Origin of the sequence: Streptomyces sp. NPDC047880, from assembly GCF_040706515.1 — a bacterium.
Taxonomy (GTDB): domain Bacteria; phylum Actinomycetota; class Actinomycetes; order Streptomycetales; family Streptomycetaceae; genus Streptomyces.
This window is the reverse complement of the sequence record NZ_JBEZOK010000002.1, coordinates 131,621-158,604: the sequence shown is the minus strand read 5'-3', so window position 1 is coordinate 158,604 and position 26,984 is coordinate 131,621. Positions and strand designations below refer to the sequence as shown.

The following is a 26,984-nucleotide window of genomic DNA, read 5'->3' as shown; positions in this document are numbered from 1 at the left end:
GAAGGCGTCCGGCAACACGAGCCGACCCCCGCGAATGCCCGAGTCTGGGCAACGTCTAAAGTGGCGTGGTACGCGCGAGCCTTTACCGGGACTTCACAGCGGTGAGGCTTGCTGGGATGTCTCTGTAGGGGTGTGCGTGACGGCCGTTGAATCCCGTCCAGCGGGGATGACCGGGGCGGACCAGAGCCCGGCCCACCGGCCGCTCGGGGCCCGTGTCATGGCATTCGTGGCTCTCACCAAGCCGCGGATCATCGAGCTGCTGCTGATCACGACGGTGCCGGTGATGTTCCTGGCGCAGCAGGGCGTGCCCGACCTGACCCTGGTGCTGCTGACGTGCCTCGGCGGCTACATGTCCGCGGGCGGCGCCAACGCGCTCAACATGTACATCGACCGTGACATCGACGCGCTGATGGACCGCACCTCGCAGCGGCCGCTGGTCACCGGCATGGTCAGCCCGCGCGAGTGCCTGGCCTTCGGCATCACGCTGGCCGTCGCCTCGACGCTGCTGTTCGGCCTCACCGTCAACTGGCTGAGCGCGTGGCTCGCCCTCGGTGCGCTCCTGTTCTACGTCGTCGTCTACACGATGATCCTCAAGCGCCGCACCTCGCAGAACATCGTGTGGGGCGGCATCGCCGGCTGCCTGCCGGTGCTGATCGGCTGGTCCTCGGTCACGAACTCCATGTCCTGGGCGCCGGTCATCCTCTTCATGGTCATGTTCTTCTGGACGCCGCCGCACTACTGGCCGCTGTCCATGAAGGTCAAGGAGGACTACGCGCGCGTGGGCGTGCCCATGCTGCCGGTGGTCGCCTCCAACAAGGTGGTCGCCAAGCAGATCGTGATCTACAGCTGGGTCATGGTCGGCGTCTCGCTCCTGCTCACCCCCCTCGGCTACACCGGCTGGTTCTACACCTCGGTGGCCCTGCTGGCGGGCGGCTTCTGGCTCTGGGAGGCGCACGGCCTGCAGAACCGCGCGAAGGCGGAGGTGACGGGCGCGAAGCTGAAGGAGATGCGCCTGTTCCACTGGTCGATCACCTATGTGTCGCTGCTCTTCGTCGCGGTCGCGGTCGACCCCTTCCTGCGCTGACGCACGGACGTACGTCACAGAGCCCTGCCCTCGCCAGTCGATCTACTGGTGAGTAGCATCCTGGTCATGGCAGACACGCAGCAGGTTGACCCGAAGGCCGAGCGCAAGGTGGCCCGGCTGGCCAAGCAGATCTCCTCCTTCTCCAAGGCCCACGGCGGCGCCGAGGGCCAGGTCGCCTACCTCGGCGAGCGCGGCGCCCGTATCGTCCTGGTCGGCGAGGACGGCAACTGGGGCGACCTGGTCGCCCCCTCCTTCGAGATCGCCGAGCAGGCGGTGGCCAAGTCGGGCATCACCCGCCACGAGTCCTTCGACGGCGACTTCGCGGCGAAGGTGAAGACGGGCCGCTACGAGTGGAGCCGCATGGCGGGGATCCAGGTAGGCGGACCCAAGAACGACTGACCCTCCTGGGCGCGGGGCTGCATCGACGTGCGGCTCCGCCGCGTGGGCGAGGCCAGTCCCCTCCGGTGCGCATCCGCCGTACGGCACCGGCCGCGCGCCCCGGGACCGCGACCTCGAACCCGGTTCACCCGTTAGGACCCTTGAGAGCAACAGGGTCCACACCGGGAGGCCCGGATGATCGAAACGCCGTCACTGGTGGACCAGTACTGCCACGGAGTACTCCGCACGGAGCTGGGCCTCGGCACCTTCGAGGCCCACCTCGGTCACACCGAGGGCCCGCCCGCCCCCGGCACCACCCTCTTCGACACGCAGACCGGCTTCGCCGTGCGGCGCTGGTGCCCGCCCCTGCTCGGCCTCGAACCCCACTGCGCACCCGCCCGCTACCTGGCCCGCCGCCGGGAACTGGGCGTCCTGGAGTCGGGCCGCCGCCTCCTGCGCGGCAGCGGCATCACGACGTACCTGGTCGACACCGGCCTGCCCGGCGACCTGACGCAACCCGGTGACCTGGCCGGCGCGGGAGCCGCGGAGGCCCGCGAGATCGTGCGCCTGGAACTCCTCGCCGAGCAGGTCGCCGACACTTCCGGAAGCGTCGAGTCCTTCCTCGCGAACCTCGCAGAGTCGGTGCACGCGGCCGCCGCGCACGCCGTCGCCTTCACCTCGTTCGCCGGCGTACGGCACGGCCTCGCGCTGGCTCCGGAGCCGCCCGGGCCGGGGGAGGTGCGCGGCGCGGCCGGCCGCTGGCTCGCCGGGCGCGGCGTCGGCGGTGAACTGAGCGACCCGGTGCTGTTACGGCATCTGCTGTGGAGCGCGGTCGCCTCGGGGCTGCCGCTTCAGCTGCACGCGGGGCTGGGCGCACCGGGGCCGCGGACCGACCGTACGGACCCCGTGCTGCTGACGGACTTCGTACGGGCCACCGCCGGTCTCGGCACGGACCTTGTCCTGCTGCACGGCTACCCGTACCACCGGCAGGCCGCCCATCTGGCCGGTGTGTTCCCGCACGTCCAGGTGGACTGCGGCGCCGCCCTGGTCCGCACGGGCGCCCGGGCCGCGGCCGTCCTCGCGGAGATCCTGGAACTGGCCCCCTTCGGCAAGATCCTCTTCTCCACCGGCGCGCGGGGGCTGCCCGAACTGCACGTGGTGGGCGCCCGGCTGTTCCGCGAGGCCCTGGGGCGGGTGCTGGGCACCTGGGTCGCCGAGGGCGCCTGGTCACTGGCCGACGCGCAGCGGGTGGCGGGCATGCTGGCGTCGGGGAACGCGCGCCGGGTGTACGGCCTCGGTTAGGCCTTGGTCAGGGTCGCCTCGGCGGTGGGGCCGGGCAGGCCGGCCACGGTCTCCGGCCGTTCCCGCAGCGACAGCACCACCCGCAGCACCCAGATCCACATCACGGCCGAGCCCAGCATGTGCGCACCGACCAGGATCTCGGGCAGGTCCGTGAAGTACTGGACGTACCCGATGACGCCCTGCGCGAGCAGGATCAGGAACAGCTCGCGGGTGCGGTTCAGCGGGTTCCTCGGCGCGTCGACCGCCTTCAGGACGAACCACAGGGCGAAGGTCAGCGTCACCACGATCCACGCCAGCACGGCGTGCAGTTTGCTGACCGTCTCCCAGTCGACCGGCATCCGCTCGACCTCGCTGGAGTCGCCCGCGTGCGGGCCCGCGCCGGTGACGACCGTGCCGACCAGGATGAGCAGGACGGCCGCCGCGACCAGGAACCACACCAGCTGCTGCACGGCCTTGCCGACCAGCGGGCGCGGCGCCGCGTCGCCCTCCCGCGCGCGCTGCCACATCACCGTGGCGACCGCGATGAGCGCGGACGTCGCCACGAAGTGGGCGGCGACCGTGTACGGGTTGAGACCGACCAGCACCACGATGCCGCCGAGGATCGCGTTGCTCATCACGATCCAGAACTGCGCCCAGCCCAGCCGCACGAGGCCCCGCCGGTACGGCTTCTGCGAGCGTGCGGCGATGATCGCCCAGCCGACGGCGGCGCACAGCGCGTACGTCAGCATGCGGTTGCCGAACTCGATCGCGCCGTGGACGCCCATCGCGCTGGTGGCGGTGAGCGAGTCGTCGGTGCACTTGGGCCAGGTCGGGCAGCCCAGGCCCGAGCCGGTCAGCCGTACGGCGCCGCCGGTGACGACGATGATCACCGACATCAGCAGTGCGGAGAGGGCCGCGCGCCGGACCGTCCGGGGTTCCGGGGTCCAGCGCTCGGCGATGAAGGCGAGCGGGTTGCGCAGGGCGGCCTGGGCGTCGGCGCGGGTCACGTGTGGCACGCGAACCATCGTAGGCCGCCGCTTGTGCATGCGTTCACGAGGGTCCGTCACAGGACGCCGTCCCTACTCCCAGCGGAAGAACTTCCCGGCCGCCGCCAGGCCCAGGACCGCCCACACGGCCAGGATCCCCAGATCGCCCCAGGGCATCCCGGCGCCGTGCTGGAGCACGTCCCGCAGCCCGCCGGACAGTGCCGAGATCGGCAGCAGGCCCAGCACGTCCTGCGCGCCGGAGGGGAACTTGTCGAGCGGCACGACGACCCCGCCGCCCACGAGGAGCAGCAGGAACACCAGGTTGGCCGCGGCCAGCGTCGCCTCGGCCTTCAGCGTTCCGGCCATCAGCAGACCCAGGCCCGAGAAGGCCGCCGTGCCGAGGACCAGGAGCAGCAGCACGGCGACCGGGTTGCCGTGCGGGGACCAGCCGAGGGCGAAGGCGATCACCGTGAGCAGGATCACCTGGAGCACCTCGGTGACCAGGACCGACACCGTCTTCGCCGTCATCAGGCCCCAGCGGGGCAGGGGCGAGGAGGCGAGCCGCTTCAGCACGCCGTAGCGGCGCTCGAAGCCGGTGGCGATGGCCTGGCCGGTGAACGCGGTCGACATCACCGCGAGCGCGAGGATGCCGGGCGTCAGGAAGTCGACCGCCTCGCCGGCGCCGGTGTCGACGATGTCCACGGTGCTGAACAGCACCAGGAGCAGGGTCGGGATGACGACGGTCAGCAGCAGCTGCTCGCCGTTGCGCAGCAGCATCTTCGTCTCGAGCGCGGCCTGCGCCGCGATCATGCGGGGGAGGGGCGCCGCGCCGGGCTTCGGCGTGTACGTCCCGGGGCCGGTGGCGGTCACGAGCGCAGCTCCTTGCCGGTGAGCTCCAAGAAGACGTCCTCCAGGGTGTGCCGCTCGACGGAGATCTTCTCCGGCATCACGCCGTGCTGGGCGCACCAGGAGGTGACCGTCGCGAGCAGCTGGGGGTCGACCTTGCCGACGACCCGGTAGGAGCCGGGCGTCAGCTCGGCGGCCGAGCAGTCGGCGGGCAGGGCCTTCAGCAGGGACCCCACGTCGAGGCCCGGCCGGCCCGTGAAGCGCAGCGTGTTCTCGGCGCCGCCGCGGCACAGCTCCTCGGGGGAGCCCTGGGCGATGACCCGGCCGGAGTCGATGATCGCCACGTCGTCCGCGAGCTGCTCGGCCTCGTCCATGTAGTGGGTGGTGAGCACCACGGAGACGCCGTCGGCGCGCAGGTCCCGCACGAGGTCCCAGGTGGCGCGGCGGGCCTGCGGGTCGAGTCCGGCGGTCGGCTCGTCGAGGAAGACCAGTTCCGGCCGCCCGACCACGGCCATGGCCAGCGCCAGCCGCTGCTGCTGCCCGCCGGACAGCCGCCGGTACGTCGTACGGCCGCAGGAGCCGAGGCCCAGGCGCTCGATCAGCGCGTCCACGTCCAGGGGGTGCGCGTGCAGTTTCGCCACGTGGCGGAGCATCTCGTCGGCCCGGGAGCCCGAGTAGACGCCGCCGGACTGGAGCATCACGCCGATGCGCGGCCGCAGCTCCCCGGACTGTCTCACCGGGTCGAGGCCCAGGACGCGCACCGTGCCGGAGTCCGGCTTCCGGTACCCCTCGCAGGTCTCGACCGTGGTCGTCTTGCCCGCCCCGTTGGGGCCGAGCACGGCGGTCACGCCCGTCCGGGCCACCAGGTCGAGCCCGTCCACCGCGGTCTTCGTGCCGTACCGCTTCACCAGGGCCTGGACCTGGATCACGGGCTCACTTCGCATGGGTCCAGAGTCTAGGGAGGCCGGCCAGGGCTCAGACCGGCGGGTGGAGGAATTCCTCATCACGGGGCCGGTGGACCGCCAGCCACCGCTCGGCGTAGGCCACCGCGTCCGCCACCGGGAACAGCCGCACCTCGGCGGCGCCGGCCTTTCCGCGGACGACGGGGCGGTCCCGTTCGAAGTCGTAGCCCAGCTCGTCGAAACGGTCCGAGCTGATCGACACCTCGGTCACGGTCTCCCAGCCCTCCGGACCCGGCCGGCCGACGGCGACGCGCGGAGACGGTATCCGGTACTCGGCGAGGTGGAAGCTCGTGCAGGAGGCGTAGCCGGCGCCGAGCAGCAGCACCCGGGCGCCCATCGCCTCCAGCCTCGCCAGCGGGCTGCGCTCACCGAGCCGGCAGTCGGGCGCGTGCCCGTCGAGGACCGCCGCCGCGCGGGGGCCGAGCGCAGCGAAGGAGGTCTGCGGATGGGCGCTGCGCAGCGCGCCGGGCCAGGTGCGCACGGTCTCCGGGACGACGCCGACCCCGCGGCTGGGCGTGATCCGCGGGTCGTAGGCGGGCATGGTGGCGCGGATGGCCGCCCACCATTCCCGGGGCACGGGCGGGTTGCTCCACAGGGCGGGGTCGGACAGGTCGCCGGTCTGGGTGGGGACCACGAGTGTCCCCTCGGGACCGAGCGCGTCGAGCAGTCCCTGCACCACCGCGACGGCGCCGCCGTTGACCCAGCCGAGGGCGCTGAGCGAGGAGTGCACGAGGAGGGTCTCGCCCGGGCGCACGCCCAGCTCTTCGAGCTGCGCCCGGAGCGTCTCGCGGGTGACAAGAGGGCCGGTCGGAGGGGGTGTGGGCATGGTTGTGGAGTGTCCCCGAAACGACTGCCACCTGCCACCCGTTTGATCGATCAGAGATCGTTTCCGCAGGTCAGATTAGGTTTACCTAAGTGACGTAGGGCACCGTCGGGTGCCATGAGCGCGGCTTGCCGGGTCCGGAGGAATTACGCAACAATGGCGTTGTGAAAAACGTCGGCGAGGCACCCCACGAGGAGCTGGCGACCGGGGAGCGGTCCACCCGCAACCGCGTCGCCAGGTCCATCCTGGACCACGGCCCCTCGACCGTCGCCGAGCTCGCCGAGCGGCTGGGCCTCACCCAGGCGGCCGTGCGCCGGCACCTCGACGCCCTCACGGGCGACGGTGTCGTGGAGGCGCGCGAGCAGCGCGTGTACGGGGCGCGGACCCGCGGCCGGCCGGCCAAGGTGTTCGCCCTGACGGACTGCGGCCGGGACGCCTTCGACCAGTCGTACGACACGCTGGCCGCCGACGCCCTGCGCTGGATCGCCGACCGCGAGGGCGGCAACGAGGCGATCGCCGCGTTCGCCCGCGCCAGGATCGCCGCACAGGCCGGCGCCTACCGCCGGGCGGTCGAGGGCGCCACGCCCGAGAAGCGGACCGAAGCGCTGGCCAAGGCCCTGAGTGCCGACGGGTACGCTGCTACGGCGCGCAGCGCGCCCCACCCGCAGCAGGGTGAGCAGCTCTGCCAGCACCACTGCCCGGTCGCCCACGTCGCCGAGCAGTTTCCGCAACTGTGCGAGGCGGAAACGGAATTTTTCGCCGAGCTGCTCGGTACGCATGTACAGCGGCTCGCCACCATCGCGCACGGCGACGGCGTCTGCACGACGTTCATCCCCAAGATTTCCCACAACGCATCTGCAAGCACGGCCGGGAGGAACCCCGCATGACTCTCCCCACGGAGACTGCCCACCCCGAGCTGGAGGGCCTGGGCAAGTACGAGTACGGCTGGGCCGACTCCGACACGGCCGGCGCCTCTGCCAAGCGCGGCATCAACGAGGACGTCGTCCGGGACATCTCCGACAAGAAGAGCGAGCCGGAGTGGATGACCAAGCTCCGCCTCAAGGGCCTGCGCCTGTTCGAGAAGAAGCCCATGCCGAACTGGGGCTCGGACCTCTCCGGCATCGACTTCGACAACATCAAGTACTTCGTGCGCTCCACGGAGAAGCAGGCGGAGTCCTGGGAGGACCTGCCCGAGGACATCAAGGCCACGTACGACAAGCTCGGCATCCCCGAGGCGGAGAAGCAGCGCCTCGTCGCCGGTGTCGCCGCGCAGTACGAGTCGGAGGTCGTCTACCACCAGATCCGCGAGGACCTGGAGGAGCAGGGCGTCATCTTCCTCGACACCGACACCGCGCTGAAGGAGCACCCGGAGCTCTTCAAGGAGTACTTCGGGACCGTCATCCCCGTCGGTGACAACAAGTTCGCGTCGCTGAACTCCGCCGTGTGGTCGGGCGGCTCCTTCATCTACGTGCCGCCGGGCGTCCACGTGGAGATCCCGCTCCAGGCCTACTTCCGCATCAACACGGAGAACATGGGCCAGTTCGAGCGGACCCTGATCATCGTCGACGAGGGTGCCTACGTGCACTACGTCGAGGGCTGCACCGCCCCGATCTACAAGTCGGACTCGCTGCACTCCGCGGTCGTCGAGATCATCGTCAAGAAGAACGCCCGCTGCCGCTACACGACCATCCAGAACTGGTCGAACAACGTCTACAACCTGGTCACCAAGCGCGCCGTCGCCTACGAGGGCGCGACCATGGAGTGGGTCGACGGCAACATCGGCTCCAAGGTGACGATGAAGTACCCGGCCGTCTACCTGATGGGCGAGCACGCCAAGGGCGAGACCCTGTCCATCGCCTTCGCGGGCGAGGGCCAGCACCAGGACGCGGGCGCCAAGATGGTCCACATGGCGCCGAACACGTCGTCCAACATCGTCTCGAAGTCCGTCGCGCGCGGCGGTGGCCGCACCTCCTACCGCGGTCTCATCGAGATCGGCGAGGGCGCCCCGGGCTCCAAGTCGAACGTGCTCTGCGACGCGCTGCTCGTCGACACCATCTCCCGCTCGGACACCTACCCCTACGTGGACGTCCGCGAGGACGACGTGTCCATGGGCCATGAGGCGACCGTCTCCAAGGTCTCCGAGGACCAGCTCTTCTACCTGATGAGCCGCGGCCTGAGCGAGGACGAGGCCATGGCGATGATCGTGCGCGGTTTCGTCGAGCCCATCGCCAAGGAACTCCCCATGGAGTACGCGCTGGAGCTCAACCGGCTGATCGAGCTGCAGATGGAGGGCGCGGTCGGCTGATCCCACCGCGGTCCATCAAGTCCTTACGTAACGGAAAGCGAGCACTACGACAGCCATGGCTGAGGCCCAGAACATCCCCGTGGGATCCACCACCGCGGGCTCGATCGCGGTCGCCGCGGAGTCGACCGTCGCCACCCGCATGAGCGCGCCCCCCTCCTTCGACGTGGCGGACTTCCCCGTCCCTCACGGCCGTGAGGAGGAGTGGCGGTTCACCCCGCTGGAGCGCCTGCGCGGCCTGCACGACGGCACCGCCGCCACCACCGGCAACGGTGTGAAGGTCGAGGTCAAGGCCCCCGAGGGCGTCATCGTCGAGGCCGTCGGCCGTGACGACGCGCGGCTCGGCAAGGCGGGCACCCCGGTGGACCGGGTCGCCGCCCAGGCCTACTCGGCGTTCGAGAAGGCCTCGGTCGTGACCGTCCCCAAGGAGACCGTCCTCACCGAGCCCATCCGCATCTCGGTGCACGGCGAGGGCGGCACCCGCTTCGGCCACCAGGTGATCGAGCTGGGCGCCTTCGCCGAGGCCGTCGTGGTCATCGACCACACCGGCGACGCCGTGCTCGCCGCCAATGTCGACTACATCCTGGGCGACGGCGCCAAGCTCACCGTCGTCTCCGTCCAGGACTGGGACGAGAAGGCCGTCCACGTCGCCCAGCACAACGCGCTCGTCGGCCGCGACGCCTCCTTCAAGTCGGTCGTCGTCACCTTCGGCGGCGACGTCGTCCGGCTGCACCCGCGCGTGAGTTACGCCGGCCCCGGCGGCGAGGCCGAACTGTTCGGCCTGTACTTCACCGACCAGGGCCAGCACCAGGAGCACCGCCTCCTGGTCGACCACAACGTCCCGCACTGCAAGTCCAACGTCGTCTACAAGGGCGCGCTCCAGGGCGACGACGCGCACGCGGTGTGGATCGGTGACGTGCTCATCGAGGCCACGGCCGAGGGTACGGACACGTACGAGATGAACCGCAACCTGGTCCTCACCGACGGGGCGCGCGTGGACTCCGTACCGAACCTCGAGATCGAGACCGGCGAGATCGTCGGCGCCGGCCACGCCTCGGCGACCGGCCGCTTCGACGACGAGCAGCTCTTCTACCTCATGGCCCGCGGCATCCCGGAGCACGAGGCCCGCCGGCTGGTGGTCCGCGGCTTCTTCGCCGAGCTGGTCCAGCAGATCGGCCTCCCCGACATCGAGGAGCGCCTGATCGCCCGGATCGAGGAGGAGCTGGAGGCGGCGGTCGCATGACCTTCGTACGCGCCTGTGGACTGGGCGAGCTGGAGGAGGACACCCCGAAACGGGTGGAGCTCGACGGCACGCCCCTGTCCATCGTGCAGACCGAGGGCGAGGTGTTCGCGATCCACGACATCTGCTCGCACGCGAACGTCTCCCTGTCGGAGGGCGAGGTCGACGACTGCCACATCGAGTGCTGGCTGCACGGCTCGCGCTTCGACCTCCGCTCCGGCAAGCCCGACGCCCTACCGGCGACGCGCCCCGTCCCCGTATACCCCGTAAAGATCGAAGGGGACGACGTGCTCGTCTCCCTCACCCAGGAGTCCTGAGGCACCCATGGCAACGCTTGAAATCCGAGACCTGCACGTCACCGTCGAGGCCGACAACGCCACGAAGGAGATCCTCAAGGGCGTCGACCTCACCGTGAAGCAGGGCGAGACGCACGCCATCATGGGCCCCAACGGCTCCGGCAAGTCGACCCTCGCCTACTCCCTCGCGGGTCACCCGAAGTACACGATCACCAGCGGCACCGTCACCCTCGACGGCGAGGACGTCCTGGAGATGTCCGTCGACGAGCGCGCCCGCGCCGGCCTGTTCCTCGCGATGCAGTACCCGGTCGAGGTCCCGGGTGTCTCCGTGTCGAACTTCCTGCGCACCTCCGCCACCGCCGTCCGCGGCGAGGCCCCCAAGCTGCGCACCTGGGTGAAGGAGGTCAAGGAGGCCATGGACCGCCTCAACATGGACCCCGCCTTCGCCGAGCGCAACGTCAACGAGGGCTTCTCCGGCGGTGAGAAGAAGCGCCACGAGATCCTCCAGCTGGAGCTCCTGAAGCCCAAGGTGGCGATCCTCGACGAGACCGACTCCGGCCTCGACGTCGACGCCCTGCGCGTCGTGTCGGAGGGCGTGAACCGCGTGCGCGAGACGGGCGAGGTCGGCACGCTGCTGATCACGCACTACACGCGCATCCTCCGCTACATCAAGCCCGACCACGTGCATGTCTTCTCCGGCGGCCGGATCGTCGAGTCCGGCGGCGCCGAGCTCGCCGACAAGCTGGAGAACGAGGGATACGAGGTTTACACGAAGGGTGGCGCATCCGCGTGACACAGCTGCCGGGCCTCCTCGACACCGAGGCGATCCGCAAGGACTTCCCCATCCTGGACCGTCAGGTCCACGACGGCCGGAAGCTCGTGTACCTGGACAACGCGGCGACCAGCCAGAAGCCGCGCCAGGTGCTGGACGCCCTGAGCGAGTACTACGAGCGCTACAACGCCAACGTCCACCGCGGTGTGCATGTGCTCGCCGAGGAGGCCACGGCGCTGTACGAGGGAGCGCGCGACAAGGTCGCGGAGTTCATCAACGCGCCCAGCCGTGACGAGGTGATCTTCACCAAGAACGCCTCGGAGTCGCTCAACCTCGTGGCGAACATGCTGGGCTGGGCCGACGAGCCCTACCGCGTGGACTCCGAGACCGAGATCGTCATCACGGAGATGGAGCACCACTCCAACATCGTGCCGTGGCAGCTGCTCGCGCAGCGCACGGGCGCGAAGCTGAAGTGGTTCGGCCTCACCGACGACGGCCGCCTCGACCTGTCGAACATCGATCAGATCATCACCGAGAAGACGAAGATCGTCTCCTTCGTGCTGGTCTCCAACATCCTCGGCACCCAGAACCCGGTCGAGGCGATCGTGCGCCGCGCCCAGGAGGTCGGTGCGCTGGTGTGCGTCGACGCCTCCCAGGCCGCCCCGCACATGCCGCTGGACGTGCAGGCCCTGCAGGCCGACTTCGTGGCCTTCACCGGCCACAAGATGTGCGGCCCGACCGGCATCGGCGTCCTCTGGGGCCGCCAGGAGCTGCTGGAGGACCTGCCCCCGTTCCTCGGCGGCGGCGAGATGATCGAGACGGTGTCGATGCACTCCTCGACCTACGCCCCGGCGCCTCACAAGTTCGAGGCGGGCACGCCCCCGATCGCCCAGGCGGTCGGTCTCGGCGCGGCGATCGACTACCTCAACTCGATCGGCATGGACAAGATCCTCGCCCACGAGCACGCACTCACCGAGTACGCGGTCAAGCGGCTGCTGGAGGTCCCCGACCTGCGCATCATCGGCCCCACCACGGCCGAGGAGCGCGGCGCGGCGATCTCCTTCACCCTCGGGGACATCCACCCGCACGACGTGGGCCAGGTCCTCGACGAGCAGGGCATCGCGGTCCGGGTCGGCCACCACTGCGCGCGGCCGGTCTGCCTGCGCTACGGAATTCCTGCGACCACGCGAGCGTCGTTCTATCTGTACTCCACGCCGGCCGAGATCGACGTACTGGTCGACGGCCTGGAGCACGTACGGAACTTCTTCGGCTGAGGGGTGTGCTAGACGGTGAAACTGGACTCCATGTACCAGGAAGTCATCCTGGACCACTACAAGAACCCGCACGGGCGGGGCTTGCGGGATGGCGACGCCGAGGTGCACCACGTCAACCCGACGTGCGGTGACGAGATCACGCTGCGCGTGAAGTACGACGGCACCACGATCGAGGACGTCTCGTACGAAGGCCAGGGCTGTTCGATCAGCCAGGCGAGTGCGTCCGTACTGAACGACCTCCTCGTCGGCAAGGACCTCTCCGACGCGCGGAAGATCCAGGAGACCTTCCTGGAGCTGATGCAGTCCAAGGGGAAGCTCGAACCCGACGACGCGATGGAGGACATCCTGGAGGACGCGGTCGCGTTCGCCGGGGTGTCCAAGTACCCGGCCCGGGTGAAGTGCGCCCTGCTGAGCTGGATGGCCTGGAAGGACGCGACGGCCCAGGTACTGGGCGGAGCCGACGCCGAGAAGGAGACGACGGCATGAGCGAGACCGTTGAGATGAAGCCGGCCTCGGAGGAAGAGGTCCGTGAGGCGCTGTACGACGTGGTCGACCCCGAGCTGGGCATCGACGTCGTCAACCTCGGCCTGATCTACGGCATCCACATCGACGACGCGAACATCGCGACGCTCGACATGACCCTGACGTCGGCGGCCTGCCCGCTGACGGACGTCATCGAGGACCAGGCGAAGTCCGCCACGGACGGCCTCGTGAGCGAGCTGCGCATCAACTGGGTCTGGATGCCCCCGTGGGGCCCCGACAAGATCACCGACGACGGCCGCGAGCAGCTGCGGGCGCTCGGGTTCAACGTCTGAGACCCGCTGAGCGCGACTGAGGGCGGCACCCTGTCCGGGTGCCGCCCTCACGCATGCTCAGCCCAGTCCGGACACGATCTGGAACGACGCGTCCGAGTAGTACTGGTGACTGTTCTCGAAGGGGTCCAGGCGGAGCTGGAAGTTGCGGTGGCGCAGGAAGCGGCCCGGGTAGTTGACCGACTCCAGCGAGAGCGTTCCCGAGCGGGACCAGACCCGGGGGCAGAACGTGGCGTCCTGACGGAACAGCGACGAGCCGTCGTTGCCGTCGGCGACCAGGACGAAGCTGCGGTGGCGGAGGTAGCGGCCGTCCGCGGTGGTGAAGGAGTAGCAGGACGGGTCGGCGAGGCCGGCGACGCGCCGGAAGGTGGCGTCCTCGCGCTGCTCGGAGCCCGAGCCGATGTGGTCGAGCCGCACGTAGCCGTCGCGCACCCGCCAGTAGCGGTCGGGGAAATTGACCGCGCGTATGGATATGCCGGTGGCGGCCGGGGCCTTCGGGCGCTTCGACGGTGATGCGGAAGCCTTCGGCGGCTTCGGGGCCTTCGTCTGGGGCTTCTTCGCGCTCGGTGAGACCGTGGGAGCGCTGGTGGTGGGTGTGGGGGACGGCTCGGCGCGGTCCGCGCCGGGCTTCGTGGCGCCGCCCTTGGAGGGGGTCGCGAAGGAGATCAGGCCGCCCGGGGCCGAACTGCTCAGCGTGTTCGGCTCGGCCGCACGGTGGTCCGGCTCCCTGGACTCGCTGTTCATCACCGTGACGGCCGTGGCGCACGCGGTGATCGTCGCCAGGGCCAGCGCACCCGCCAGCCAGAGGCGTCGGGTGCCCGGTGCCCGGGTGGTGTCCGGGGCCCAGCCGCTCTCCCAGGGGCGGTCCTGTGGCGGCCGGGACTTGTCTGCTGCCATGCGCTGTTCCTCCGGCGGGGCACCCTTGACGGCGGCGCAGTTGTGGTGAACCGGTGTTTGATCGGTGACACCGTAGTGGACGTCCGGGACGTCTGTGACGCGTTTGATGAGAGCGGTTTCTCTCCGTTGCGAGAGCGGTTTCCCCTCGTGATCAAGGTGCCGTTGTGTACGGGTGTACAGATCGTTGTGTACGCTCGTACATATGGGATATTTGCTGCTGGCCGGGGCCATCGCCGCCGAAGTCGGTGCGACCACCGCCATGAAGTACAGCGACGGCTTCAGCAGGCTCGGGCCGTCGCTGCTGACCGTCCTCGGGTACGTCGTCTCCTTCGCGCTGCTCGCGCAGACCCTCAGGACCGTCTCGGTCGGCACGGCGTACGCGATCTGGGCCGGGGTCGGCACCGCCGCCATCGCCACGATCGGGTTCGCGTTCCTGGGGGAGGGTATGACCCTGGCCAAGGCCGCCGGGATCGCGCTGATCATCGCCGGGGTCGTCGTGCTGAACCTGGGCGGAGCACACTGATGGCCCGGCGCCACGACCCCGAGCGGCGGCAGCGGATCATCGACGCGGCGATCCGGGTCGTCGGGGCGAAGGGGATCGCGGGGCTGAGCCACCGCAGCGCCGCCGCCGAGGCCGACGTGCCGCTCGGTTCGACGACCTACCACTTCAAGACCCTCGACGAGCTGCTGGTCGCCGCGCTGCGGCAGGCCAACGAGGGCTTCGCCAAGGTCGTCGCCTCACGCGGCGGTCTGGAGGACCCCCGCACCGATCTCGCCTCCGATCTCGCCGCGTTGATGGGGGAGTGGCTCGCGGGCGACCGCACGGGGGTGGAGCTGGAGTACGAGCTGTACCTGGCCGCCCTGCGCCGTCCCGCGCTGCGGCCCGTCGCCGCGGAGTGGGCCGCGGGCGTCGCCGAGGTGCTGTCGCGGCGCACGGATCCGGTGACGGCCCGGGCACTGGTGGCGGTCGTCGACGGAATCTGCCTGCAGGTGCTGCTGACGGGGGTGCCGTACGACGAGGAGTATGCGCGGGAGGTGTTGAGGCGGGTGTTGGCGGGAGTGGGTGGGTGATGCCGGCGGCGGGGTGCCGGGAGGGCTTCCGGCGGGGTGCCGGGGAGGGTCTCGAGTGGGGCTCCGGAGGCGTCCCACGGGGCTTCGGTGACGGTGCCCCGGGGGCCGGCTCGCAACCGTCCGGCCCGCCGGCCGTGCCGCGCTGCCCGGGGGCGGGCCCGTGGCGTCCGTGCTGCTGAGGGGTGTCGTCGCCGGGCGGATACCGCCCGTCCCGTGAGATGCCTCCGTACCGGTTCGCATCGACCGGTGTCCGCCGGTTAGGTTGCCCTCATGACCGACACGACTGCTCCTCGCACGACCGGCGCCGTGGCCGCCGGCCTCGCCACGATCGCCGCCGACGGCACCGTTCTCGACACCTGGTTCCCCGCGCCCGAGCTGGCCGACCAGCCCGGCCCGTCCGGCACCGAGCGGCTGTCCGCCGAGCGTGCCGCGGAGCTGCTCGGCGGTGGTGCGACCGCGGCGATCGGCCCCGACGCCCGCCGCGGCGTCGAGGTGGTCGCGGTCCGCACGGTCATCGCCTCGCTCGACGAGAAGCCGATCGACGCGCACGACGCCTACCTGCGCCTGCACCTGCTCTCCCACCGCCTGGTCAAGCCGCACGGCCAGAGCCTGGACGGCATCTTCGGCTTCCTCGCCAACGTCGCCTGGACCTCGCTCGGCCCGGTCGCCGTCGACGACCTCGAGAAGGTGCGCCTGAACGCCCGCGCCGATGGCCTGCACCTCCAGGTGACCTCCGTCGACAAGTTCCCCCGCATGACGGACTACGTGGCCCCCAAGGGCGTCCGGATCGCCGACGCCGACCGGGTCCGCCTCGGCGCCCACCTCGCCGAGGGCACCACCGTCATGCACGAGGGCTTCGTCAACTTCAACGCCGGCACCCTCGGCACGTCGATGGTCGAGGGCCGCATCTCCGCCGGTGTCGTGATCGGAGACGGCTCGGACATCGGCGGCGGCGCCTCCACGATGGGCACCCTCTCCGGCGGCGGCAACGTCATCATCTCCGTCGGCGAGCGCTGCCTGATCGGCGCCGAGGCGGGTGTGGGCATCGCCCTCGGCGACGAGTGCGTCGTCGAGGCCGGCCTCTACGTCACCGCCGGCACCCGCGTCACCATGCCCGACGGCCAGATCATCAAGGCCCGCGAGCTGTCCGGCGCCTCCAACATCCTCTTCCGCCGCAACTCGGTCACCGGCACGGTCGAGGCCCGTCCGAACAACGCGGTGTGGGGCGGACTGAACGAGATCCTGCACAGCCACAACTGAAGCCACGCCGCACGCAACGACCGGCGGTACCGGCACGATCCCGTACGGATGACCCCGCGTGACCTCGTGGTGGTTTCGGCAGATGAACGGGTGGACGCAGTGTCCGATCATTCGCCGAACCGATGAAACGAGGACCGGGGCATGAGGAACGAGCGGGGGCGTGCCGGGGCACGCCTGCTGGTGGGAGCCGTCGTGGCGCTGGGGGTGGGCTGGCTGCCGGCGGGGGCCGCGCACGCCGACGAGACCAACACCGGCTCCCACAACGGTCACCGGGTCGGTCTGGTCAACGTCAACGTCGGACAGGTCGACGACCCGGCGGAGGACGTGCTGGAGCACACGCTGCTGTTCGGGGACGGATACGCCTGGAACTGAACGGGCCGAGCAGACGGGACGGCCCGTGCCGCAGAGGACTGCGGTGCGGGCCGTCCCGCTTTTGTCGTCCCCGGGTGGCATAGCGGGGCGCCCCCACACGCGTCACAGGGAATACGGGGGGCGCGCACCGGGCCTGCCCCCGGGGGAGAGCGAAGGTGACGATGGATGCCCAAGCGCAGGAGAGTTTCCAGGAGTTCGTGGCGAACCGGTCGTCCGCGCTGCTGAAGACCGCCGTCCTGCTCAGCGGCGGCGACCGGCACGCGGGCGAGGACCTGCTCCAGAACGCGCTGATCAAGGCGGCGGGCCGCTGGCACCGCATCGACGAACCCGAGGCCTACGTACGGCAGGTCCTCTACCGGCAGCAGGTCAGCCGCTGGCGGCTGAAGTGGCCGAGGCGCGAACTCAGCGTCGCCGAACCCCCGGAGACGGGTACTGCCCCGGACGCCTCCGGTGCCGCCGAACTGCGCCTGGTGATGCGCGGCGCGCTGGCCCGGCTGACCGCGCGGCAGCGCACCGTGCTCGTGCTCCGCTACTTCGAGGACCTGCCCGAGGCCGAGGTGGCCCGCATCCTGGGCTGCTCCGTCGGCACGGTACGGTCCGCCACCCACCGTTCCCTCGCCCGGCTGCGCGCCCTCGCACCCGAACTGGCCGTCCTCGGCCCGGCCGCCGCCGAGCAGCGGCCTTCCCGTGACTACTCGCCCGTGGAGGTGCGTCAGTGAACGTCGACGAACTCGTGCGTGACGCCCTGCGTGACCAGGCCGAGGGGCAGCCGTCCGCGGCCCCCGGCTTCGCCGACCGGGTGCTGGCCGTGCGCCGGCGCCGGCGCAGCCGCCGGCTCGCGACCGCTGCCGCCGCGGCCGTCGCCGTGGTGGCCGTCGCCGTGGCCGTACCGATGCTCGACTCGGGCAAGCAGGACGTACGCCCCTCGGGCGGGGGGGCGCAGACCGGGATCACAGCCCACCCCGACCAGTCGCCGCCGCGCGACCTGATCGCGGCCGGGCGGGTCGCGCTGGCCGCGTACTACACCACCAGGAACGTCGAGCAGTCCGCCGGCCGGGCTGTCGCGGAGCGCACGTACTGGCTGCTGAACCCCGCCACGAAGAAGTACGTGAAGGACGACCGGTGGTCCTGCGTCGCGGTCGCCCCCGGGCTGCGGACCGCCGCCGTCCTGGAGCGGGACCTGCCCGTGCCGCGGATCGGGCTGCTCGATCTGGCGAGCGGTCAGGTCAAGCGGTGGATCCCCGTCGACCGGCCGGTGGCCGGAGTGGAGTTCTCCCCCGACGGCAGGAAACTCGTCGCGACGGCGTACAGCAAGAACCCCGACCGCCGGGTGAAGATCGACGGGTCGGAGGACTGGGACGCCCCGTTCACGGAGTCGTACCGGACCGGCTTCCACGTCATCGACGTGGCCTCCGGGAGCAGTTCATGGGCCGCGGTGGAGTTCGGCGGGGGCGCGCACAACCCCGGCGCGTTCCTCAACTCCCGCCAGGACTTCGGGTTCACCCATGACGGCCGGCTCGCCTGGTCCGGGATGCCCACCGAACCGGGCAAGAAGTTCTACGACTTCACCGGCAAGGAAGTCCCCGCGCCCGCCCTGGAGAAGTACCGGGACTGGTTCGTCGACGCCGGGGTGTCGCCGGACGGGCAGCTCGTCGCCGGTCAGTTCGCGGGACGGAAGTGGAAGACGTCGTCCTTCGTCCTCGACGCCCGTACCGGGAAGCAGCGCGAGGTGCGCGGGCAGCAGCTGCTGGCCTGGGCGGACGGGAACTCGCTCGTCGCCTGGGACATCGGGCACGACGGCAACGAGTACCACCAGCGGCTGGTCCTGGTGACCATCGGTGGCGAGAAGGCCACCCCGCTCAGTGACTTCCGGTCGCCCAAGGACGGCACCAAGGGGCGGTGGGAGCCGGTGTTCGCGGAGCGGTGATCACGTGCTGACCAGGGCGGAGTGGAGCGAGAGCAGTTCGTCGGCCGTCCTGCGGCCGGCCGGCTGAAGAGGTCTGCGGACCGGGCCCGCCGGGAGGCCCAGGGCGTTCATGAGCGCCTTCGCCGTGACGGTGCCCGGCAGGCCCGCCGACATGACCGCCTCGATGAGAGGGGTGACCTGCTGCTGGAGGCGGGCCGCCCGGGCCGTGCCGCCCGCGTCGAACGCGTCCAGCACCGCTCGCAGACGGTCCGGGATCACGTTCGCGACCGTGCTGACGTAGCCCGTGCCGCCCACGGCGTACAGCGCGAGGTTGTGTTCGTCGCAGCCCGCGTAATACGCCAGGTCCGTACGGGCCAGCACCTTCTGGGCGCCCAGGAAGTCGTGGGAGCAGTCCTTGACCGCGACGATCCCGGGGTGCTCGGCGAGGCGGAGGAGCGTCTCCGGTTCGATGCGGGTGCCGGTGCGGGCGGGGATGTCGTAGAGCATGAGCGGGAGGCCGCAGGCGTCCGCGGTCTCCCGGAAGTGGGCCTCGATCGCCTCCCGCGGGGGCCTGCTGTAGTACGGCGCCACCACCAGCAGACCGTCCGCGCCCGCCTTTTCGGCCTCCCGGGCCAGTTCGGCGGTGTGCCGGGTGTCGGGGGTGCCGACGCCGGTGATGACCTTCGCCCGGTCGCCGACCGCCTCGCGTACGGCTCGGACGAGGTCGGACTTCTCGGTGTCCGAGGTGGTGGGGGACTCGCCCGTGGTGCCGGACAGGACCAGGCCGTCGCAGCCGTGCGCCACGAGGTGGTGGGCGAGGCGCTGGGCGCCGTCGAGGTCCAGGGCGCCGGACGGGGTGAAGGGGGTGATCATGGCGCAGAGGGTGCGGCCCAGGGGCGGGGCGGGGCGGGGTGGTGTGGCGCCGGGTGGGCTGGTGCGGGCGGTCGTCTGGTCATGGGAGCAGTGTCGGCGTCACATCCATACAGCTCTACTTAATTTTTCTACCGCTTATTGGTAAGCGATGCTTCAGCACGGGGAGCGTCAGGGCCCAGGGTGCCGCGTTCGCAGCGGGGGCGTTCGGGTACTCGGGTGTTCCTGACGTCGAGAGGAGGCACCGTGACCGGGACCATCGAGCATCGGGCCGTGCACGACGAGCGCCGTTCCGTGGGTGAACTCGTCGGGCAGGCCACGGAGCAGCTCTCCACGCTCATGCGGCAGGAAGTGGCCCTCGCCAAGGAGGAACTCGCGGAGAAGGGGCGGCGTGCGGGGCGCGGCGGCGGGCTGCTCGGGGCGGCGGGAGCCGTCGCGTACGCCGGGCTGCTGGTGCTGTCCGGCGCGGGTGTCGCCGCGCTCTCGCTGGTCCTGCCGGTGTGGGCCGCGGCGCTGATCGTGACGGGAGTGCTGTTCGTGATCGCGGCCGTGCTGGCGGCGACCGGGCGGGCGCAGTTGCGGAAGGCCGGTCCGCCCACACCCGAGCAGGCGCTCGGCAGTGTCAGGGCGGACGTGGAGGAGATCAAGGAGAGGGCGCATCGATGACGGAAGCGACGGGTGGGGCCAAGGGGCCCGACGAGCTGCGGCGGCAGATAGAGCGGACCCGTACGGAACTGGGCAACACGGTGGAGGAGCTGGCCGGGAAGGCGGATGTGAAGGGGCGTGCGCGGGCGCGGGCCGCTGATCTGCGGGACAAGGCCGGGGCGATGACGGTGCAGTTGCGCAGCAGTGCGGCGCAGGCGGGGCACACCGTGCAGGACAGGGCGGCGCATGCGGGGCCTCGGCCGGTGCGGACGGTTGTGGAGGCCGGGATGCGGCATCCGAAGCCGGTGCTGGTGGCCGGGGCGGCAGGGGCCGTGGTGGCGGTCGGGGTGCTGCGGTGGAGGCACGCGCACGGGCATCACTGAGTCTGGTTCTGGTTCTGCGGGGCGCGTGTGCCCTGCCCGGCGGTGGGTGGGGTGCGTGCCCTGCCCGGCGGTGGGTGAGGGTGCGCGTCTTCGAGTGACGCCGGGGGTGGGTCGGGGCCGCGTCGGGGCATGTCCGTCCTCGGAACGGCGCGATCGACTTGTGTGCCGACTGACTGTTCGCTGACGCGCCAACCGCTGCGGGCTGACACCCCCCGACACGTCCCCTTCTCGCCGTACGCGGGTGCGCGTGCGCTCTGGTCCAGATGCGGTCATGCGTGCCGCCCGGGGAGGCACCCCGTCCCGCCGGGCCGTGGACCCACCCGGCGCCGGCAACGACACCGGCCGCTTGACCTCAAGTTTGGTCGAGGTTGAAAAGTGGTGTGTGTTCGCGACCGGCGCTACGACTGGAGTGTTCATGAGCCGTCGAACCGAGCAGCACCCCGACCCCACCGACCTCCGCGTCGGTGCTCCCTTCTTCAGCACCTGGCGAGTGGGTACTCCCGAGCGGCAGCGGCAGACGGTCGAGGCCATCGGGCGGGCCTGGGAGCGGCGGCCCTGGCCCGCCGGGGACCTGCTGGGGTATCACGTGTACGCGGGGCAGGACGGGTCCACCCTGATGCACTACTCGCAGTGGACCGGCGAGCAGGCGTACGAGTCCTTCGTCGGAACGCACCGGCAGGAGCGGGTCGACGAGATCGACACGGCCGTGCCGGGGATCGAGCGGGTCGCGCTCGGGCGGTACCGGCGCTACCGGAGCAGGGAGCGCGCCGTCGGGGACACGCGGGCGCCGGGTCTGATCGTGACCGTGCGGATCGACTTCGAGGACGGGGCGCGGGAGCGCCGGGAGGAGTGGGTCGACCTGGTCGTCAAGGCGCTGGGCGACGATCCGGTGGGGCACGCCGGGCTGATGTCCGCCCACTTCCACCTCAGCACGGACGGCGGGCACGTGCTGAACTACGCGGAGTGGGAGAGTGCCGCGGCCTACGAGGCGGCGATGGCCGCGCCGTCGACGGACTCCTGGGAGCGGGTGCGGGCGTACCCGGGGCTGCGGAAGGTCACCGGCAGCCGGTACGAGCACGCTCTGGGGCTGGTCCCGGAGTGATCGCCACGCGTGGGCCCGGCCGGAGGGACGCCCGGCCGGGCCCACGGTGTGTCACGGGCGGAAACGCAGAACCTGCGGGTCGTGGTCGCTGATCTGGTCGTTGAACTCCGCGTTGACGTGCACGCTGTCGTACTCGAAGTCGCAGTCGCGGCGGATCGACGGGCTGATCAGGATCTGGTCGAGGACCTGGCTGTTGCCCTGGTAGACGTACGAGTAGCGCTCGCTGCGCGGGAGCGACTTGATCGCCGACCAGAGTTCGCCGTGGCCCTCCAGGAGCTTCGCGGTCCGGGAGAACTCGAAGTCGTTGATGTCCCCCAGCGTGACGACGTCCGCGTTCTTCTGCGTGTCGAGGATGTCCTTGACGAAGGCGTTCACCAGGGTGGCCTGCTGGTGGCGCTGCGTCTCGGAGCTGCGGGACGGCGGCTGGTACTGGGAGGTCAGCCCCTGGTCGCCGCCCTTGGAGTTGAAGTGGTTGGCGATCACGAAGACCGTGCGGCCGCGGAAGGCGAACTCGCCGGCCAGCGGCTTGCGGCTGTTCTTCCAGGCCTCGTCGGCGGGGGCGATGCGGCCGGGGCTGAGCGTCAGGTGGGCCTTGCCGCGGACCTTCGTCACGCCGGTGGCCGTCGTGGCGTCGCCGCCCGCGCGGTCCGCGAAGGAGACGCGCTGCGGGTTGAAGAGGAACGCCTGGCGGATGTTGCCGCCCGGCTCGCCGCCGTCGGTGTTGTTCGCCGGGTCGATCGAGCGCCAGTCGTACTTCGGGCCGCCGGCCGCGACGATCGCGTCGATCAGCTTGGTGAGGGTCTGGTCGGCGGCGACCGTACCGTCGTTCGTCGCGCCGTTGTTGTCCTGGATCTCCTCCAGGGACACGATGTCCGGCGACTTCAGGTTGTTCACGATCGCGGCGGCGTGCGCGGCGAACGTGTCGTCGGACGGGTCGAGGTTCTCGACGTTGTAGGTGGCGACGGCGAGTTCGGAGGAGCGCTGCTCGCGGGTCGTCTCGCGCTCCAGGCCCGCGCTCTTCAGCGTGCCGAGTTCGCTCGCGACCAGGGTGTAGCCGCCGAACTGGTTGTAGTCCAGGGGGCCCGCGGTGGTGCCCGTGAGGGTGTCGCCCACGTTCGCCTTGGGGAAGTCCGCCGTCGCGCCGAGGGACTGGATCTGGAGGCGGCCCGTGTTCTGGTCGTCGTAGGAGCCGTAGACCGTGCCGCCGTGGCGGTTGCGGTTCTCGTGCGGCTTCACCGTCACCCACAGCTCGGTGTACGGGTCGGTGGCGCCCACCACGCGGGTGTCGGTGACCCGGACGGACATGCCCTCCAGCGACTCGTAGTGGTCCAGGGCGTACGCCGAGGGCTTCAGGGGGAGCGCGTTGACCGAGCCGCCCGCCGCGGTGTCGCCGGCGGGTGCGTAGGCGGCGGGGACCGAGCGGGAGGTGATCGCCGTGGCGGCGGGGAGCGCGTTGCCGCTGGAGACGACCGTGGTCGTCGGCTTGGTGATCTCCGTCACCGACTGGTTGCCGGAGGTCGCTCCGCCGGGGACGTACTCCGTGACCGTGCCGCTGACCGTGACGGCGTCACCGACGGTGACCCCCTTCGGCGCGGAGCCGGTGAAGACGAAGACGCCCTCGCTGGTCGCCGGGTCGGCGTCCGGGGTCGGGTCCTGGATCCAGAAGCCGCGGGACGATCCGTAGGTCCGGATGCCGGTGACGATTCCGGCCACGTCCGTGACCTGTTTTCCGGCGTACGGGGATGTCCGGGTGCTGCCCTGGATGTCGTGGACGCGGACCGACTCCGCGTGCGCGGGGCTGGTGAGAACGATCGTGGATGCCGCGGAGCACGCGGCGGCGACGGTGAGCGCGGCGAGACGCGCGGACGACTTGCTCGGCAACGGGATTCCCTCCGGGGACATGACAGGGCGCCGGGACGAGGGCGGAGACGTGTGGAAAGACTGAACTGTCGCTACCTGTGGGGCGGATGCGATGACGCGCGTAGACCGGTATGGACGGGTGGGCCTGGTGGGGCCGGCCCGGTGAACAACTGTCCGCCGACTTCTACGCGCGTCAATCTCCAGCCTGTGCATGTCACTTGTCAAGGTTTCGGCCATGTACGGCAGCCGACGGGGAGATGAAGTGGGCGGCATGGGTGGAAATCCGTCTAGGCTGAGCGGCTGAGTCACATGAGGCGCGCTAGGAGAATTAGCCGATGTCAGACAGCTCCCCCCTGCCGCCGGTGCGGCTGCACAACGAAGCGGAGCTGGCGCGCGACGCGCTGTCCACGCCGTTGCTGTCCCGGGCCGTCCGGCTCGCCCGCTGGGCCGGGCCGGACACCCGCGTCGACGCCGGGGGAGGGCTCGTGGACGAGCAGTTGCCCGCGGCCGCTGAGACGCTCGGGCTGAGCGGGGAGGACGCCGCCGCCGACGCCAGCGAGGCGTGGCGGGTCGCCGTCGACGCCGGGCTCGTCGAGGTCGTCGACGAGCGGGAGGGCACGGTGACCGCCGGTGCGGACCTGGCCCTGCTCACCGGTGGTTCGCCGCAGGACGTGCTCGCCGTATGGCTCGCCGCGCTGGAGACCGTGCTCGCCGACGCGAGCGTCCCCGACCTCGCCGGGCTCGTGGACGAGGACGGCGAGGTCGACCTCTCCGCCCTCGACTGGGACCCCGAGGGCGAGGCCGAGTTCCTCGACGGCGTGCTCGGCAACCTCTATCTGCTGACGGCCGGCGAGGACGCCGCCGACGCCGCCCCGGTGCCGCTGCCGGCGCTGGCCGCCTCGGTGATCGTGCCCAGCGACATGAGCGAGCCCACCAACGACGTCCTGGAGCAGGTGTCCGACGCGATGATGCGGCTGGACGACCAGTTCCGGATGCTGGAGCCCGTGGGATTCGTCGAGTACCAGCCCGTGGACGAGGCGCTCATGGCCGACGCCGACGAGGAGCCCGCCGCGCCCGTCGACGACACCGACGTCTCCCGGTACGGCATGGTCCGGCTCACCCCGCTCGGGCTGTACGGCGTGCGCGCACGCCTGCTGGAGGCCGGGTTCGAGGCGCCGGCCGTCGGGGACCTCGCGGACAAGGGGGCCGACGCGCTGCTCGACGGCACGGCGGAGTTCCCGCCGGGTGCGGCACAGGCCGAGACCGAGCAGTGGCTCCGGCGACGGGAATCCCTGGCCGCGGCCAGGGAGTTGCTCGCGGCTGCGCGGGGTGCCGACGCCGGGGCGCCGCTGCGGCGGCTGCGGTGCCAGCAGGCCCTGTCCCTCGTCGGCGCTTCCGCCGAGCCCGCCTTGCGGGAGGTCCTCGACGACCCCGAGCTGGGCGGGCTCGCACGGGTGTGGCTGACCGAGCACGGTGCGACGGACGTGCCCGCGCCGTCCGAGGCGATGGTGTACTGGCTGACCATCGACACCGTGGCCGCGCAGCTCGCCGCCGAGGGCAACTCGGAGGAGCTGCGGGCGCTGGTGCAGGGCCTCGCCCAGCAGCACAGCGGGTTCTTCGCCGCCGTGTGGCGGGTCGATCATCCGGCCACGGCTGATGTGCTGGAGGCGATGGGGCGGCTGCATCCCGACAAGAAGGTGGCGAAGGAAGCGCGGAAGGCCGCGTTCAAGGCTCGGTCGCAGCAGGGGGGCTGACCCTTCCCGGTCGGTGCGGCGCCGTCTCGGATTGTCGCGCAGTTCCCCCCGCCCCCAGGGCGTTGTTCAACTGGTGTTCACGGATGAGCGGGACGGTTTCGCCGAACGAGGTCCGCCACCTCCCACGGCATACTCACCGTCTCAGGAGACACACCATGTCGCTCACCCGCAGGGACTTCGCCAGAAACTCCGCGATCACCGGGGCCGGTGTCGCGCTGGCGGGCAGTGTCGGCGCCCTCGCCACCGCGCCGAACGCCCTCGCCTCCGACGACACCGTCAGCGCGGGTGACGGGGCGGCGGACGCGCAGCACGGAGTCGGCTACGGGCCGCTCGTCGCGGACCCCGAGGGCATCCTCGCCCTGCCCGCCGGCTTCACGTACGAGATCGTGACCTACAGCGGCAGGACCAAGCTGGAGTCCGGCGAGTTCACACCCTCCAACCACGACGGCACCGCCACCTTCGACGGTCCCCGCGGCACCACCCTGCTCGTCAACAACCACGAGCTGAAGGGCCCGCGCGCCAACTGGAAATACCCGGTTCCGCTCACCGAGGGGCTCGTCTACGACCCGGCCGCCGCCGGTGGCTGCACGGTCGTGGAGGTACGCCCCGACGGACGCGTCGCCGAGTGGGTGGGCATCGCCGGCACCTCCACCAACTGCGCCGGCGGCCGCACCCCCTGGGGCACCTGGCTCACCTGCGAGGAGAACTCCGACAAGGCCGGCGTCAACGGCATGACCAAGGACCACGGTTATGTGTTCGAGGTCGATCCGTGCGACCGGCGTGCCAATCGCAGCCCCAAGCCGCTGAAGTTCTTCGGCCGCTACGACCACGAGGCCGTCGTCATCGACCCCAAGCGCGGCCACGCCTACCTCACCGAGGACGCCTCCGGCCCCAACGGCCTGTTCTTCCGCTGGACCCCGCCCCGCGGCTTCGAGTACGGCCCCGGGAAGTTCCGGGGGCTCGCCGACGACGCCGGCGTCCTCCAGGCGCCCAAGTGCTTCGACTCGGGTGGCACGTTCGTCGACGACCTGTCCCGCGCCACGAAGACCGGCACCGTGTACGGCGTCGACTGGGTGGACGTCCCCGACCGCGACGCCCGCACCACGCCCGTGCGCAAGCAGTTCAAGGACGGCGAAGTCACCCGCGCCCGCAAGCTGGAGGGCATGTGGTGGGGCGACGGCGGTGCCTACATCGTCTCCTCCTATGCCCGTGAGGAGAGCCCGGTTCAGCACGACGGCCAGGTCTGGTTCTACGACCCCAAGCGCCGCACGCTGACGCTCAAGGTCCTGCTCGGAGTGAACCCCGACCCGTCGAAGGACGGGGCGTTCGACGGTCCGGACAACATCACCGTCTCCCCGTACGGCGGCCTCGTCATCGCCGAGGACGGGGAAGGCGTGCAGCACCTGTTCGGCGCCACCGACAGCGGACGCACCTACCCGATCGCCCGCAACGAGCTCAACATCGGCACCGCCCAGGAGCCGGAGTACAGCGAGTTCACGGGTGTCACCTTCTCGCCCGACGGCCGCACGCTGTACGCCAACATCCAGACGCCCGGCATCATGCTCGCCATCACCGGCCCCTGGAAGCGCCAGAAGCGGTAGAACACCGAGTCACCCGTACGAGTGGGGGCGTCCTATTCGGCGGACGCCCCCTGCTGCTGGACATACGGTCCACGCATGTCCAAGTTGTGCGAGCAGTGCGGCGTGCCGGTGACAGGGAAGGGCAGGCACTTCTGCAGTAACCGGTGCAGCCTTGCCGGCACCGCCACGCAGTGGGCACAGGCCCGGCGCAGGCCGAAGCCGGTGTGT

At 70.9% G+C, this 26,984-nt stretch carries 29 protein-coding genes; 22 read left to right on the top strand and 7 right to left on the bottom strand.

What is annotated here, in order from left to right; translation table 11 throughout:
• Positions 1–166: 166 nt before the first annotated feature.
• From AB0937_RS04635 to AB0937_RS04625, 3 genes are all read left to right on the top strand, one after another.
• A complete protein-coding gene (locus AB0937_RS04635) occupies positions 167–1,084 on the top strand; it encodes a heme o synthase (protein ID WP_202510631.1) in 918 nt (305 codons plus the stop codon).
• Positions 1,085–1,150: 66 nt separating this feature from the next.
• On the top strand, positions 1,151–1,483 hold the full coding sequence (locus tag AB0937_RS04630; RefSeq protein ID WP_366709462.1) for a hypothetical protein: 333 nt from the start codon (positions 1,151–1,153) through the stop codon (positions 1,481–1,483).
• A gap of 174 nt (positions 1,484–1,657) precedes the next feature.
• Positions 1,658–2,764, top strand: coding sequence for an amidohydrolase family protein (locus AB0937_RS04625; RefSeq protein ID WP_366709461.1), 1,107 nt, complete (start codon positions 1,658–1,660; stop codon positions 2,762–2,764).
• Here the strand turns inward: AB0937_RS04625 and AB0937_RS04620 are convergent.
• From AB0937_RS04620 to AB0937_RS04605, 4 genes are read right to left on the bottom strand one after another with little or no spacing between them, the layout of a single operon-like run.
• On the bottom strand, positions 2,761–3,768 hold the full coding sequence (locus tag AB0937_RS04620) for a COX15/CtaA family protein (RefSeq protein WP_366709460.1): 1,008 nt from the start codon (positions 3,766–3,768) through the stop codon (positions 2,761–2,763). The two genes, AB0937_RS04625 and AB0937_RS04620, sit on opposite strands and share 4 nt — an antisense overlap.
• Before the next feature lie 54 nt (positions 3,769–3,822).
• On the bottom strand, positions 3,823–4,539 hold the full coding sequence (locus AB0937_RS04615; RefSeq protein ID WP_366709723.1) for an ABC transporter permease: 717 nt from the start codon (positions 4,537–4,539) through the stop codon (positions 3,823–3,825).
• Between the two features lie 56 nt (positions 4,540–4,595).
• Positions 4,596–5,519: an ABC transporter ATP-binding protein gene (locus AB0937_RS04610; protein ID WP_366709459.1), complete on the bottom strand. Its 924-nt coding sequence runs from the start codon at positions 5,517–5,519 to the stop codon at positions 4,596–4,598.
• Between the two features lie 31 nt (positions 5,520–5,550).
• Positions 5,551–6,363, bottom strand: coding sequence for an AAC(3) family N-acetyltransferase (locus tag AB0937_RS04605; RefSeq protein WP_366709458.1), 813 nt, complete (start codon positions 6,361–6,363; stop codon positions 5,551–5,553).
• Positions 6,364–6,524: 161 nt separating this feature from the next.
• Between AB0937_RS04605 and AB0937_RS04600 the strand changes: the two genes are divergently transcribed.
• From AB0937_RS04600 to AB0937_RS04565, 8 genes are read left to right on the top strand one after another with little or no spacing between them, the layout of a single operon-like run.
• On the top strand, positions 6,525–7,247 hold the full coding sequence (locus AB0937_RS04600) for an ArsR family transcriptional regulator (protein WP_366709457.1): 723 nt from the start codon (positions 6,525–6,527) through the stop codon (positions 7,245–7,247).
• On the top strand, positions 7,244–8,665 hold the full coding sequence (sufB, locus tag AB0937_RS04595) for a Fe-S cluster assembly protein SufB (RefSeq protein ID WP_053670664.1): 1,422 nt from the start codon (positions 7,244–7,246) through the stop codon (positions 8,663–8,665). The genes AB0937_RS04600 and sufB overlap by 4 nt, the downstream gene beginning before the upstream one ends.
• Before the next feature lie 55 nt (positions 8,666–8,720).
• Positions 8,721–9,905 (top strand): Fe-S cluster assembly protein SufD, encoded by a 1,185-nt coding sequence (sufD, locus tag AB0937_RS04590; RefSeq protein WP_366709456.1) that lies wholly within the window; start codon positions 8,721–8,723, stop codon positions 9,903–9,905.
• The gene (locus AB0937_RS04585) at positions 9,902–10,219 is read left to right on the top strand and encodes a non-heme iron oxygenase ferredoxin subunit (protein WP_086561395.1); all 318 of its coding nucleotides are present in this window, start codon (positions 9,902–9,904) and stop codon (positions 10,217–10,219) included. Before sufD ends, AB0937_RS04585 begins: the two co-directional genes overlap by 4 nt.
• Positions 10,220–10,226: 7 nt before the next feature.
• Positions 10,227–10,991: a Fe-S cluster assembly ATPase SufC gene (gene sufC / locus AB0937_RS04580; RefSeq protein ID WP_366709455.1), complete on the top strand. Its 765-nt coding sequence runs from the start codon at positions 10,227–10,229 to the stop codon at positions 10,989–10,991.
• Complete coding sequence (locus tag AB0937_RS04575) at positions 10,988–12,244, top strand: cysteine desulfurase (protein WP_366709454.1); 1,257 nt, start codon at positions 10,988–10,990, stop codon at positions 12,242–12,244. The genes sufC and AB0937_RS04575 overlap by 4 nt, the downstream gene beginning before the upstream one ends.
• A 15-nt stretch (positions 12,245–12,259) precedes the next feature.
• Entirely contained in the window at positions 12,260–12,730 is a 471-nt protein-coding gene (gene sufU, locus AB0937_RS04570; protein ID WP_033310795.1) for a Fe-S cluster assembly sulfur transfer protein SufU, read from the top strand.
• Positions 12,727–13,059, top strand: coding sequence for a metal-sulfur cluster assembly factor (locus AB0937_RS04565; protein WP_028809645.1), 333 nt, complete (start codon positions 12,727–12,729; stop codon positions 13,057–13,059). The genes sufU and AB0937_RS04565 overlap by 4 nt, the downstream gene beginning before the upstream one ends.
• 57 nt (positions 13,060–13,116) lie before the next feature.
• Here the strand turns inward: AB0937_RS04565 and AB0937_RS04560 are convergent, their stop codons facing one another.
• Positions 13,117–13,953 (bottom strand): AbfB domain-containing protein, encoded by an 837-nt coding sequence (locus AB0937_RS04560; RefSeq protein ID WP_366709453.1) that lies wholly within the window; start codon positions 13,951–13,953, stop codon positions 13,117–13,119.
• A 202-nt stretch (positions 13,954–14,155) separates the two neighbouring features.
• Between AB0937_RS04560 and AB0937_RS04555 the strand changes: the two genes are divergently transcribed.
• From AB0937_RS04555 to AB0937_RS04530, 6 genes are all read left to right on the top strand, one after another.
• Positions 14,156–14,476, top strand: coding sequence for a multidrug efflux SMR transporter (locus AB0937_RS04555; RefSeq protein ID WP_366709452.1), 321 nt, complete (start codon positions 14,156–14,158; stop codon positions 14,474–14,476).
• On the top strand, positions 14,476–15,024 hold the full coding sequence (locus AB0937_RS04550; RefSeq protein WP_366709451.1) for a TetR family transcriptional regulator: 549 nt from the start codon (positions 14,476–14,478) through the stop codon (positions 15,022–15,024). The genes AB0937_RS04555 and AB0937_RS04550 overlap by 1 nt, the downstream gene beginning before the upstream one ends.
• Before the next feature lie 270 nt (positions 15,025–15,294).
• On the top strand, positions 15,295–16,284 hold the full coding sequence (gene dapD / locus AB0937_RS04545) for a 2,3,4,5-tetrahydropyridine-2,6-dicarboxylate N-succinyltransferase (RefSeq protein ID WP_366709450.1): 990 nt from the start codon (positions 15,295–15,297) through the stop codon (positions 16,282–16,284).
• 141 nt (positions 16,285–16,425) lie between these two features.
• The gene (locus AB0937_RS04540) at positions 16,426–16,656 is read left to right on the top strand and encodes a hypothetical protein (RefSeq protein WP_366709449.1); all 231 of its coding nucleotides are present in this window, start codon (positions 16,426–16,428) and stop codon (positions 16,654–16,656) included.
• A gap of 161 nt (positions 16,657–16,817) precedes the next feature.
• Positions 16,818–17,375: a SigE family RNA polymerase sigma factor gene (locus AB0937_RS04535; RefSeq protein WP_366709448.1), complete on the top strand. Its 558-nt coding sequence runs from the start codon at positions 16,818–16,820 to the stop codon at positions 17,373–17,375.
• Positions 17,372–18,583: a WD40 repeat domain-containing protein gene (locus AB0937_RS04530; RefSeq protein WP_366709447.1), complete on the top strand. Its 1,212-nt coding sequence runs from the start codon at positions 17,372–17,374 to the stop codon at positions 18,581–18,583. Before AB0937_RS04535 ends, AB0937_RS04530 begins: the two co-directional genes overlap by 4 nt.
• On the opposite strand, the gene dapA is transcribed toward AB0937_RS04530, so the two are convergent.
• Positions 18,584–19,456: a 4-hydroxy-tetrahydrodipicolinate synthase gene (dapA, locus tag AB0937_RS04525; protein WP_366709722.1), complete on the bottom strand. Its 873-nt coding sequence runs from the start codon at positions 19,454–19,456 to the stop codon at positions 18,584–18,586.
• A gap of 222 nt (positions 19,457–19,678) precedes the next feature.
• Here dapA and AB0937_RS04520 point away from each other — a divergent pair, with 222 nt between their 5' ends.
• The 3 genes from AB0937_RS04520 (at position 19,679) to AB0937_RS04510 (ending at position 21,562) form a co-directional block, all read left to right on the top strand.
• Positions 19,679–20,098 carry a phage holin family protein gene (locus tag AB0937_RS04520; RefSeq protein ID WP_366709446.1) on the top strand — a complete coding sequence of 140 codons (420 nt, stop codon included), beginning with the start codon at positions 19,679–19,681 and terminating at the stop codon, positions 20,096–20,098.
• On the top strand, positions 20,095–20,460 hold the full coding sequence (locus tag AB0937_RS04515; protein WP_366709445.1) for a DUF3618 domain-containing protein: 366 nt from the start codon (positions 20,095–20,097) through the stop codon (positions 20,458–20,460). The genes AB0937_RS04520 and AB0937_RS04515 overlap by 4 nt, the downstream gene beginning before the upstream one ends.
• A gap of 415 nt (positions 20,461–20,875) precedes the next feature.
• Positions 20,876–21,562 (top strand): antibiotic biosynthesis monooxygenase, encoded by a 687-nt coding sequence (locus tag AB0937_RS04510; protein ID WP_366709444.1) that lies wholly within the window; start codon positions 20,876–20,878, stop codon positions 21,560–21,562.
• A gap of 51 nt (positions 21,563–21,613) precedes the next feature.
• Here the strand turns inward: AB0937_RS04510 and AB0937_RS04505 are convergent, their stop codons facing one another.
• A complete protein-coding gene (locus AB0937_RS04505) occupies positions 21,614–23,443 on the bottom strand; it encodes an endonuclease/exonuclease/phosphatase (RefSeq protein WP_366709443.1) in 1,830 nt (609 codons plus the stop codon).
• A 314-nt stretch (positions 23,444–23,757) separates the two neighbouring features.
• Between AB0937_RS04505 and AB0937_RS04500 the strand changes: the two genes are divergently transcribed.
• Positions 23,758–25,176 (top strand): hypothetical protein, encoded by a 1,419-nt coding sequence (locus AB0937_RS04500; RefSeq protein WP_366709442.1) that lies wholly within the window; start codon positions 23,758–23,760, stop codon positions 25,174–25,176.
• A 155-nt stretch (positions 25,177–25,331) separates the two neighbouring features.
• On the top strand, positions 25,332–26,777 hold the full coding sequence (locus tag AB0937_RS04495) for an alkaline phosphatase PhoX (protein WP_366709441.1): 1,446 nt from the start codon (positions 25,332–25,334) through the stop codon (positions 26,775–26,777).
• The last annotated feature ends 207 nt before the right edge of the window (positions 26,778–26,984 follow it).